This is a genomic window from Rathayibacter sp. AY2B7 (assembly GCF_002931635.1).
In the GTDB taxonomy this organism is placed as follows: Bacteria; Actinomycetota; Actinomycetes; order Actinomycetales; family Microbacteriaceae; genus Rathayibacter.
The window spans coordinates 1-10,374 of sequence record NZ_PSUC01000114.1 but is presented as its reverse complement, the minus strand read 5'-3'; the positions used below and the strand labels follow the sequence as shown (position 1 = coordinate 10,374).

Here is a 10,374-nt window from a genome sequence, read left to right as displayed (position 1 = left end):
CGCTCTGGAGGAGGCGGGGCTCGCGGTCACCCGCTGCCGGACGCTCGGCGAGCGCGTCAGTCCGTAGGATCGAGGAATGGCCGACTTCACCCCCGCCCCGCCACCGCGCGGATGCGCCAGGACGTGCTGACCGGCGAGTGGGTCTCCATCGCCGCGTCGCGCCAGAACCGCGTGTTCCTGCCGCCGGCCGAGCTCGATCCGCTCGCCCCGGCGTCGCCGACGAACCCGTCGGAGGTGCCCAGCCGCTACGACGTCGCCGTCTTCGAGAACCGCTCCCCCTCCTTCGGCCCGCTCCTCGAGGACGCGGACGCGCCCGCCTCCCTGGAGGACCTGCGCACCCTCGGGCTCGGCCGGACGCTGACCAGCGTCGGCCGCTGCGAGGTCGTCTGCTTCAGCCCCGAGCACGAGGGCTCGTTCGCCACGCTCAGCGCCTCCCGCGCCCGGACAGTGGTCGAGGCCTGGGCCGACCGCGTGGGCGCCCTCTCGGCCCTTCCCGGTGTGCAGCAGGTCTTCCCGTTCGAGAACCGCGGCGAGGCGATCGGAGTCACGCTGCACCACCCCCACGGGCAGATCTACTCCTACCCCTACGTCACACCGCGCACGACCCGTCTGCTCGCCTCGCTCGACAGCTACGGGCCGTCGATGTTCGCCGACGTCCTCGCCTTCGAGCAGGCCGGCGAGCGCGTCCTCCTCCGCGGCGAGCACTTCACCGCGTTCGTGCCGTTCGCCGCGCGCTGGCCCGTCGAGGTGCACCTCCTGCCGCACCGCCACGTCCCCGACCTGGCGGCGACCACCCCGGAGGAGCGGGACGAGCTGGCTGCGATGTACCAGCGCCTGCTCCGCGGCATCGACGCCCTCTACGACACCCCGACGCCCTACATCGCCGCCTGGCACCAGGCCCCGGTGCACGAGCGCCGCGACGAGGTGCGCCTGATGCTCCAGATCACCTCGCCCCGCCGCGCCGAGACGAAGCTCAAGTACCTCGCGGGGAGCGAGGCCGCGATGGGCGCCTGGATCGGCGACATCGCCCCCGAGACGAGCGCCGCGGCCCTGCGCGCGGCGATCGAGCGGGCCGAAGCGGCCGTGCTCGAGGCCGGGATCGCACAGCGCCCCGACGCGGCGCTGCCGGTCGCCGCGCACAGCGACGACTCGCTTCCCGGCGGCGCCGCCACTCCCGCCACCACCGCCGCCGACATCGCCGAGGAGAACCGATGACCGCCGCTCCCGCCTCCCTGACCGCCGTCGCCGAGAGCGCGGCCGCCGCCTTCGAGCGCACCTTCGGCCGCCCCGCCGCGGGCGTCTGGGCCGGCCCCGGCCGCGTGAACCTGATCGGCGAGCACACCGACTACAACGACGGCTTCGTTTTCCCCTTCGCGATCGACCGCGCCACGGCGATGGCCGTCGCTCCGAGGGAGGACCGCCTGATCCGGATCAGCAGCGCCTTCTCCCCCGACGTGGTCGAGGTCGCTCTCGACGAGCTCGGCCCCGGCGCCGTGACCGGCTGGTCGGCCTACCCGCTCGGCGTGGTCTGGGCGCTCACGGAGTACGGCGTCGACCTGGGCTCCCGCTCGGGCTTCGACGCGTACGTCGACTCCGACGTGCCGGTCGGCGCGGGGCTCTCGAGCTCGGCGGCGCTGATGTGCGCGATGGCCGTCGCCCTCGACGACCTCTGGGACCTCGGCTTCGACCGCGCGACGATGGCCCGCGTCGGCCGCCGCGCCGAGAACGTCGCGGTCGGCGCCCCCACCGGGATCATGGACGAGTCCGCCTCCCTCTTCGGGAAGCGCGACGCCGCGGTGTTCCTGGACTGCCGCAGCCTCGACACCGAGGTCATCCCCCTCGGCTTCGAGGAGGCCGGGCTCGTCCTGCTCGTCGTCGACACCCGCGTCGAGCACGCGCACGCCACCGGCGGCTACGCCGAGCGGCGCGCCTCCTGCGAGCTCGGCGCCGCGACCCTCGGCGTGCCGTCGCTCCGCGAGCTGACGGTCGACGACCTGCCGCGCGCCGAGGAGCTCCTCGACGACGTCACCTACCGGCGGGTGAAGCACGTCGTGACGGAGGACGCCCGCGTGCTCGAGACCGTGCGCACCCTGCGCGAGCACGGCCCGCGGGCGATCGGCGATCTGCTCGACGCCGGCCACGTCTCCCTCCGCGACGACTTCGAGATCTCGGTGCCCGAGCTCGACACCGCCGTCGAAGCGGCGCGCGGCGCCGGAGCGATCGGCGCCCGGATGACCGGCGGCGGCTTCGGCGGCTCCGCGATCGCCCTCACTCCGGTGGAGAAGGAGGAGGAGGTCCGCGCCGCGGTCCTCGCCGCCTTCGCCGAGAAGGGCTTCACGACTCCGGAGCTCTTCCTGGTCACGGCCGCCGACGGCGCGGGCCGCGTGCTCTGACCCCTGCTCTCGTCGACGCCCCCTGCGATCTCGGATCGCAGGGGGCGTTCGTCGTCCAGTCGGCGCTACGGCGCCGGATCCGGCGGAACGACGGCGCGCGATTCTCCCCCGGTGACCCGGACCAGCTCGGCGAAGCTCGTCGGGTAGACGGTGTGCGCGTGCCCGGCCGCCGCCCAGACCACGTCGTAGGCGGCGAGGGCCGTGTCGACCACGGTGCGCAGCGGCGCGGGATGGCCCACCGGTGCGATCCCGCCGATCGTCTGGCCCGTCGCGGACTTCACCTCCGCGGCCGGCGCCCGGGTGATCGATCCGCCCAGCTGCACGCCCAGCCAGGCGGTGTCGACGCGGTGGCCGCCGCTGGTCAGGACCAGCAGCGGCGCACCGTCGATCAGGAACACGAGCGAGTTGGCGATCTGGCCGACGTCGACGCCCAGCGCCTCGGCCGCCAGTGCCGCCGTCGACGCGGCCGAATCGAGCCAGCGCACGGTCGGGTGCACGCCGTGCCGGTCGAGGTCGGCGAGGACGCGGTCGACGGCCGGGTGGCTCCGTTCGCTCATGCCGCCGAGGCTAGCGCCCCGGCCGCGCTCACTTCTCGAACGTGGAGGCGTCGATCACGAAGCGGTAGCGGACGTCCGAGGCGAGGACGCGCTCGTAGGCCTCGTTGATCTGCGAGGCCGAGACGACCTCGACCTCGCTCGCGATGCCCTTCTCGGCACAGAAGTCGAGCATCTCCTGGGTCTCGCGGATGCCGCCGATGCCCGAGCCCGCGAAGGAGCGACGGGCGCCGAAGAGCGTGAAGACGTGCAGCGGCAGCGCCTCGGCCGGAGCGCCCACGTTCACCATCGTGCCGTTGCGGCGCAGGAGCCCCAGGTAGGCGTCGAGGTCGAGGGGCGCGCTGACCGTGTTGACGATCAGGTCGAAGGTGTTCGCGAGATCGGTGAAGGTCGCCTCGTCGCGCGTCGCGTAGTAGTGGTCGGCGCCCAGGCGGAGGCCGTCCTCCTTCTTGCTGAGGGTCTGCGAGAGCACGGTGACCTCGGCGCCCATCGCGTGCGCGAACTTGACGGCCATGTGGCCGAGCCCGCCGAGGCCGACGACGGCCACGCGCTTGCCGGGGCCCGCCTCCCAGTGCGAGAGCGGCGAGTAGGTCGTGATGCCCGCGCACAGCAGCGGAGCGGCGGCCTCGTAGGGGATCGACTCCGGCACGCGGAGCACGAAGTCCTCGACGACGACGACGTGCGTGGAGTAGCCGCCCTGGGTGATGGTGCCGTCGCTGTCGACGGAGGCGTAGGTGCCGGTGTTGCCCTTCAGGCAGTACTGCTCCTCGCCCGCGAGGCAGTTCTCGCACTCGCGGCAGGAGTTCACCATGCAGCCGACGCCGACGCGGTCGCCGACGGAGTGCTTGGTGACCTCGGAGCCGACCTCGGCGACGACGCCGACGATCTCGTGGCCGACGGTCAGCGGGTACGCCACCGGTCCCCAGTCGCCGCGGACGGTGTGGATGTCGGAGTGGCAGATGCCGGAGTAGGCGATCTCGATGAGCACGTCGTGCGGTCCGACGTCGCGGCGCTCGATGGTCGTGGGGACGAGCGGCTCGGTCGCGGAGGGGGCGGCGTAGGCGGTGACGGTGAGCATGGGTTCTCCTCGTGGGGCGGGGCGCGCTCCGAGGACGTGTCCGACGGGGTGGGGGACGCGAGAGCGCCGGGCCCACGCTACCGGCAGGCGACTGGGCGTCGCCCCCGAGCGCGGTCCGGCGCGGGTCCCGTGGCGCGGGACCGGTCAGCGCAGGGCGCGCTCGGCCGCCGTCACCACGTTGTGGATGAGCATCGCGCGCGTCATCGGGCCGACGCCGCCGGGCACGGGCGAGAGCCAGCCCGCGACCTCCGCCACCTCCGGCGCGACGTCGCCGGTCAGCTTCGCGCGGCCCGTCTCCGGGTTCTCGACCCGCGTGATGCCCACGTCGAGCACGGCGGCGCCGGGCTTCACCCAGTCGGCGCGGATGAGCCCGGGCACGCCCACGGCGGCCACCACGATGTCGGCGCGGCGCACCTCCGCGGCGAGATCGGCCGTGCGGGAGTGGGTGAGGGTCACGGTGGCGTCGAGGCCCTTCCGCGTGAGCAGGAGCCCGAGCGGACGGCCGACGGTGAGCCCGCGGCCCACGACGACGACGTGCCGGCCCGAGGTCGGGATGCCGTGGCGCTGCAGCATCTCGACGATCCCGTTCGGCGTGCAGGGCAGCGGGCTGTCCAGCTCACCCTCGACGCCGAGCACCAGGCGGCCGAGGTTGGTGGGGTGCAGGCCGTCGGCGTCCTTGTCCGGATCCATGAGCTCGAGCATCGCGTTCTCGTCGATGCCCTTCGGCAGCGGGAGCTGGATGATGTACCCGGTCACAGCCTCCGAGTCGTTGAGCTGCCGGATGGCGGCGCGGATGTCGTCCGCCGACGCGGTCGCGGGGAGGTCCACGCGGATCGACTCGATCCCGACCTCCGCGCAGTCGCGGTGCTTGCCCGCGACGTACGAGCGGGAGGCGGGATCGTCCCCCACCAGCAGCGTGCCGAGCCCGGGCACGACGCCCCGCTCGCGCAGAGCGGCGACCCGCTCCGCGATCTCCGTCTTGACCGCCGTCGCCGTCGCGACGCCGTCGAGTACCTGTGCCGTCATCTCGGGCTCCTCGGTCGTGGCGCGGCGGAGAGGGGCGGTGCCCCGGCCTCCGCCGCGCGGGTGGTGCAGCGGATCGACTACAGCCCGGGGTAGAGCGGAAAGTCGTCGGTGAGGCGGGCGACACGGCCGCGCAGCGCCTCGAGGTCGGCCGAGGGCTTGAGCGCCTCGGCGATGACGTCGGCGACCTCGGTGAACTCCGTGTCGCCGAAGCCGCGGGTCGCGAGCGCCGGCGTGCCGATGCGCAGGCCCGAGGTGACCATCGGCGGGCGGGGGTCGAACGGCACGGCGTTGCGGTTGACCGTGATGCCGACCTCGTGGAGGCGGTCCTCGGCCTGCTTGCCGTCCAGCGGCGAGTCGCGCAGGTCGGCGAGGACGAGGTGGACGTCCGTGCCGCCGGTCAGGACGTCGATGCCCTCGGCCTTCGAGTCGGCCGCCGTGAGGCGCTCGGCGAGGATCTGCGCGCCGCGGATGGTGCGTGCCTGGCGGTCGGCGAACTCGGGCTCGCCGGCGAGCTTGAACGCGGTCGCCTTCGCGGCGATCACGTGCATGAGCGGGCCGCCCTGCTGACCGGGGAAGACGGCCGAGTTCAGCTTCTTGGCGTACTCCTGCTTCGCGAGGATGAGCCCCGAGCGCGGGCCGGCCAGCGTCTTGTGGACGGTGGTGGTCACGACGTCGGCGTAGGGCACCGGCGACGGGTGCAGCCCCGCCGCCACGAGGCCGGCGAAGTGGGCCATGTCGACCCAGAGCTTCGCGCCGACCTCGTCGGCGATGGCGCGGAACGCCTCGAAGTCGAGCTGACGGGGGTAGGCGGACCAGCCGGCGATGAGCACCTGCGGGCGGACCTCGAGGGCCTTCTCGCGGACCGCGTCCATGTCGATGCGGAAGGTCTGCGGGTCGACGCCGTACGCGGTCGCGTTGTAGAGCTTGCCCGAGAAGTTCAGCTTCATGCCGTGGGTCAGGTGGCCGCCGTGCGCGAGCTCGAGGCCGAGGATGGTGTCTCCGGGCTGCACGAGCGCGGCGAGTGCCGCGGCGTTGGCGGAGGCTCCGGAGTGCGGCTGGACGTTGGCGAACTCGGCGCCGAAGAGGGCCTTGGCGCGGTCGATCGCGAGCTGCTCGGCGATGTCGACGTACTCGCAGCCGCCGTAGTAGCGGCGGCCGGGGTAGCCCTCGGCGTACTTGTTGGTCAGGACGGAGCCCTGCGACTCGAGGATCGCGCGCGGCACGAAGTTCTCGCTCGCGATCATCTCGAGGTAGCCGCGCTGGCGGTCGAGCTCCTGCTGGAGCACGGCGGCGATCTCGGGGTCGACCACCGACACGGGCTGGTCGAACGAGGCGGCGACGCCGGGGCTGGCGGGGGAAGAGGACACGGACGCTCCTTGGCTGGGAAACGGAAGGGGCCCGGCAGGTCGCTGCGGCGCGACACGGCTCGTTCGGGCGACCCGATCTACGGTATCCGTTCCAGCCCAGGCGTGCGGCGGGAAAAGTGTCCGGGGCGCTGCCCGGAGGAGGTGCCGCTCCCTGATGGTCACCCATCCGAACGCCAGTTGCGGCGGGCTCACTCTAGCAAGCGGGCCGGGTGGCGCGGGAGTCGTGCCAGTCGGGGGCGGGCACGCGCGATCGTGCGACGATCCCTCGGGCGGTCCCGGCGCGGGACCGGGAGGGAGGGCGTCGCCGTGGGTCCTCGACGCCGCTCCGAGCGCGTCGACGACCGCAGCGACGACGAGCTCGTCGCGCTGGTCCGGGAGGGCCGCACCGACGCCGTCTCCGAGCTCTGGCGCCGCCACTCCTCGGCCGGGCGCACCGTGGCCCGGGCGTGGGCGAGCAGCTCCGACCCCGACGACCTGGTCTCGGAGGCGTTCCTCCGCGTCCTGCGGGCGATCGAGCGCGGCGGCGGACCCGAGGGCGCCTTCCGCCCCTACTTCTTCACCGCCGTCCGCAACGTCGCTGGGTCCTGGGCCCGGCGGGACCGGCACGAGCGGCCGTTCGACGAGGCCGACCGCGCCCTCCCCTCTGCCGGCCCCGATCCCGAGGCGCACGCCCTCGCCGCCCTCGAGCGCGAACTGGGCGCTCGCGCGTTCCGGGCGCTGCCGCCGCGCTGGCAGGAGGTGCTCTGGTACAAGGAGGTGGAGGGTCTGTCCCCCGCCGCCGCCGCGCCGCTGATGGGCCTGCGGCCCAACGCGGTCGCAGCGCTCGGGGTGCGGGCGCGGGAGGGGCTGCGCTCCGCGTGGATCCGCGAGCACGTGGCGGACGCCTCGGCGACGGGCGAGTGCGAGTGGGTGCTGGAGCGGGCGGGGACGTATGCGCGAGGACGGGTCCCCGTCCGGGACAGGCGCCGCATCGACCGGCACCTGGACGGGTGCCTCTCGTGCCGGGAGGCGCTGGCGGAGGCCGAGAGCACTGCGCGCCGCCTCGCGTCGGTGCTGCTGCCGCTGACCGCCGGGGTGAGCGGCGCGGCCGCCTGGGCGGCGGACGGGGGCTCCGGCGCGGCCTCCGGTCCGCTGCCGAGCGCGGTCCGGGCGTCGAGCGCGGTCCGCGCATCGGCGGTCCGATCGTCGAGAGCGGGCAGCGGAACAGGAGTGGTCGTCGCCGCGTCCGCTGCGGCGGCACTCGCGGTCGCGGGAGTCGTCGGGGCGGCGGTGCTGCTGTCCGGGAACGGGGGCGGCGCGCTCGTGGCAGCGGAGGACGCCTCCGCGCGGGTGGACGAGCGCGCAACGGCCGAGGCGGCTGTGCCGACGTCGAGCGGAGGAGCGACGGCGAGCGCCGACCGGCCGGAGACGGACCCGGAGGCCGCGGACCGGACGAGTGCAGCGGACGGCGATCCGGCGGGGCGGTCCAGCGGTTCCGGCGCCGCTCCGAGGAGCACGGTGCCGGCCGTGGCCGGACGGGCTGCGTCGGACGATGCCGGAGCGACGCGCGCGACCCCCGGGAGGACGGGACGCCCGCCGCAGCGGGAGCCGTCCCACGATCCCGTCGGCGCACCGGCGTCGAGAGGGATCGAGGCGACCGCCTCCCCGACTCCTGCCGCCGAGCCCGCCCCGTCCCGCCCTGCCGTGACCGGCAGCCCCGCACCGGCGCCCTCCCCTGCCGTCACCGAGGCTCCGGCCCCCTCCGGGCCGCCGGGGGCCACGACCGGGAGCTCCGCGCCGGGCCCGATCGGCAGCGGCCCGGCCCTGCCCTCCGTTCCGGTCCCGACCCCCGCACCCAGCACTCCGGTCCCGGTTCCGGTCCCGGTTCCTGTTCCTGTTCCTGTTCCTGTTCCTGTTCCTGTTCCTGTTCCTGTTCCGATCGTGACTCCCCCACCGGACACTCCGGCTCCGGCAGCGACGCACGTACCGAGCACTCCGACGCCGGTCCCGACAGAGGCGCCGATCACCTCCGCTCCGGTCTCGACTCCCGCACCGGTCACGAGCCCCACTCCTGCCGCACCCCCCGCTCCGGCCGCACCGACCCTCGCGCTCGACACCGACGGCCGGCTGCTGCCCGATGCCCGGGGCACCGCCGCGCCCGGCGCCGAAGTGCTCCTCGAGGACGCCTCCGACGGACGCCGCGTGGGCTCCGCCACCGCCGACGCCGACGGCTCCTGGACCGCGCCGGCGCTCCCCCTCCCCGCGGGCACGACCACGGTGCTGGCGCGCACCGCCGCAGGAGTCAGCGCCTTCGAGACGGTCGACCTGCGCGCTCCGGTGCTCCTCGCCCGGGCCGCGTCGAGCGGGGGCGCGGTCGGCGTGCTCGTGCTCGCCGACCCCGACGCGGACGGCCTCGACCTCCTGGTCGACGGCGAGCAGGTGCGATCCCTCGCTCCCGGAGCCCCCGTCCTCGCCGCGACCCTGGAGGTCGGTCCCGGGAGGCACACGATCGGCGTCCGCTACTCCTCCCCGGACGGGCGGACGGGACCCGTCGCCGCCGTGTCCGTCGATGCGGGCTGAGGCGCGCGGACCGCCCCGTGCCCCACCGTTATCCTGGGCGGATGCAGCCCGAACCCGCCGCGTCCGCGACTCCCCGGCCCGCCCCCGCGAGCACCCGTCCGACGGGCAGCGACGCCGCGTGGTCCGGCGCCCGGCCCGCGGGAAACCACTGGACCCTGACCTTCGCCTGCCCCGACCAGCCGGGCATCGTGCACGCCGTGTCCGGTGCCGTCGTCCACGCCCGCGGCAACATCACCGAGAGCCAGCAGTTCTCGAGCGCCGACACCGGCCGCTTCTTCATGCGCCTGCAGGTGGAGTCGCCGATCAGCCGCGAGGAGTTCGCCGCCGCCCTGCTGCCGATCACCGAGCACTACGGGATGACCTGGCGCCTCGACGTCGTCGGCCGGCCGCTGCGCACCCTCGTCCTCGCCTCCACCGCCGCGCACTGCGTCAACGACCTGCTCTTCCGCCAGCGCGCCGGGCAGCTCGCGGTGGACATCCCGATGATCCTGTCCAACCACGGCAGCCTGCGCGACCTCGCCGAGTTCTACGGCGTGCCCTTCGAGTCGCGCCCCGTGGTCTCGCCGGAGTCGAAGCGCGGGTTCGAGGAGCGCGTGCTGGAGGTCGTCGAGGAGCACGACGTCGAGCTCGTGGTCCTGGCGCGCTACATGCAGATCCTCTCCCCCGAGCTCTGCGCGCGACTGGCCGGTCGCGCCATCAACATCCACCACTCCTTCCTGCCGGGCTTCAAGGGCGCCAACCCCTACAAGCAGGCGCACGCCCGCGGCGTCAAGCTGATCGGGGCGACCGCGCACTTCGTCACCAGCGACCTCGACGAGGGGCCGATCATCGAGCAGAACGTCGTCCGCGTGGACCACTCGCACTCGGTCGCTCAGCTCGTGGCGATCGGGCAGGACGAGGAGAGCCGCACGCTCACGCAGGCGGTCAAGTGGTTCGCCGAGGACCGGGTGCTCCTCGACGGGGCCCGCACCATCATCTTCCGCTGACCTCCGGCGGCTAGCATGGTCGGCGTGAATCGAGCAGGAGCGGACACCGCGGGCACCGACATCAGGATCGGCCCGAACGCGATCCTCCGGTTCCTCCTGGAGCTCGTCGCGCTGGCGACCTTCGCCCTCTGGGGCTTCGCGTCGTGGGACCTCCCGTGGAACATCGTCCTCGGCATCGGCGCTCCGGTGGTCGCCGCGCTGATCTGGGCGCTCTTCCTCTCGCCGCGCGCGGTCCTCGCGATCGACGTCTACGGCCGCTCGCTGATCGAGCTGCTCGTGATGGGCGCCGCCGCGCTGGCGTGGCTGCACCTCGGCCAGCCGGTCGTCGCGATCGTCTTCGGCGTCCTCGCCGTCGTCTCCGGCGTCATCGCGGGACGCCGCTCCCTCTGATCCTGACGGCGGCCGCTCAGG

At 74.2% G+C, this 10,374-nt stretch carries 9 protein-coding genes; 5 read left to right on the top strand and 4 right to left on the bottom strand.

What is annotated here, in order from left to right:
* Positions 1 to 33 precede the first annotated feature (33 nt).
* A complete protein-coding gene (gene galT / locus C5C27_RS14935; RefSeq protein WP_258066793.1) occupies positions 34 to 1,215 on the top strand; it encodes a galactose-1-phosphate uridylyltransferase in 1,182 nt (393 codons plus the stop codon).
* Complete coding sequence (galK, locus tag C5C27_RS14930) at positions 1,212 to 2,393, top strand: galactokinase (protein ID WP_104314800.1); 1,182 nt, start codon at positions 1,212 to 1,214, stop codon at positions 2,391 to 2,393. The genes galT and galK overlap by 4 nt, the downstream gene beginning before the upstream one ends.
* A 65-nt stretch (positions 2,394 to 2,458) precedes the next feature.
* On the opposite strand, the gene C5C27_RS14925 is transcribed toward galK, so the two are convergent.
* From C5C27_RS14925 to glyA, 4 genes are all read right to left on the bottom strand, one after another.
* Complete coding sequence (locus C5C27_RS14925; protein WP_104233904.1) at positions 2,459 to 2,950, bottom strand: YbaK/EbsC family protein; 492 nt, start codon at positions 2,948 to 2,950, stop codon at positions 2,459 to 2,461.
* A 28-nt stretch (positions 2,951 to 2,978) separates the two neighbouring features.
* Positions 2,979 to 4,025: an NAD(P)-dependent alcohol dehydrogenase gene (locus C5C27_RS14920; RefSeq protein WP_104314799.1), complete on the bottom strand. Its 1,047-nt coding sequence runs from the start codon at positions 4,023 to 4,025 to the stop codon at positions 2,979 to 2,981.
* Positions 4,026 to 4,169: 144 nt separating this feature from the next.
* Complete coding sequence (locus C5C27_RS14915; protein ID WP_104227279.1) at positions 4,170 to 5,051, bottom strand: bifunctional methylenetetrahydrofolate dehydrogenase/methenyltetrahydrofolate cyclohydrolase; 882 nt, start codon at positions 5,049 to 5,051, stop codon at positions 4,170 to 4,172.
* A gap of 77 nt (positions 5,052 to 5,128) precedes the next feature.
* Positions 5,129 to 6,418 carry a serine hydroxymethyltransferase gene (gene glyA / locus C5C27_RS14910; protein ID WP_104224723.1) on the bottom strand — a complete coding sequence of 430 codons (1,290 nt, stop codon included), beginning with the start codon at positions 6,416 to 6,418 and terminating at the stop codon, positions 5,129 to 5,131.
* A 306-nt stretch (positions 6,419 to 6,724) separates the two neighbouring features.
* On the opposite strand from glyA, the gene C5C27_RS17745 reads away from it, so the two are divergent.
* Genes C5C27_RS17745 through C5C27_RS14895 form a run of 3 tightly spaced genes read left to right on the top strand, consistent with a single transcriptional unit; the run spans position 6,725 to position 10,353 of the window.
* On the top strand, positions 6,725 to 8,977 hold the full coding sequence (locus C5C27_RS17745) for a sigma-70 family RNA polymerase sigma factor (protein WP_181133558.1): 2,253 nt from the start codon (positions 6,725 to 6,727) through the stop codon (positions 8,975 to 8,977).
* A 41-nt stretch (positions 8,978 to 9,018) separates the two neighbouring features.
* Positions 9,019 to 9,963, top strand: a complete 945-nt coding sequence (gene purU / locus C5C27_RS14900; RefSeq protein WP_104314798.1) for a formyltetrahydrofolate deformylase — start codon at positions 9,019 to 9,021, stop codon at positions 9,961 to 9,963.
* Positions 9,964 to 9,987: 24 nt separating this feature from the next.
* Positions 9,988 to 10,353, top strand: a complete 366-nt coding sequence (locus C5C27_RS14895; protein WP_258066792.1) for a YrdB family protein — start codon at positions 9,988 to 9,990, stop codon at positions 10,351 to 10,353.
* The last annotated feature ends 21 nt before the right edge of the window (positions 10,354 to 10,374 follow it).

What these genes read in the sequence shown, in the direction of transcription:
- C5C27_RS14920 (WP_104314799.1), bottom strand. Translation starts at nt 4,025, where the DNA reads ATGCTCACCGTCACCGCCTACGCCGCCCCCTCCGCGACCGAGCCGCTC.
- C5C27_RS14925 (WP_104233904.1), bottom strand. Translation starts at nt 2,950, where the DNA reads ATGAGCGAACGGAGCCACCCGGCCGTCGACCGCGTCCTCGCCGACCTC.
- purU (WP_104314798.1), top strand. Translation starts at nt 9,019, where the DNA reads ATGCAGCCCGAACCCGCCGCGTCCGCGACTCCCCGGCCCGCCCCCGCG.
- galK (WP_104314800.1), top strand. Translation starts at nt 1,212, where the DNA reads ATGACCGCCGCTCCCGCCTCCCTGACCGCCGTCGCCGAGAGCGCGGCC.
- C5C27_RS14915 (WP_104227279.1), bottom strand. Translation starts at nt 5,051, where the DNA reads ATGACGGCACAGGTACTCGACGGCGTCGCGACGGCGACGGCGGTCAAG.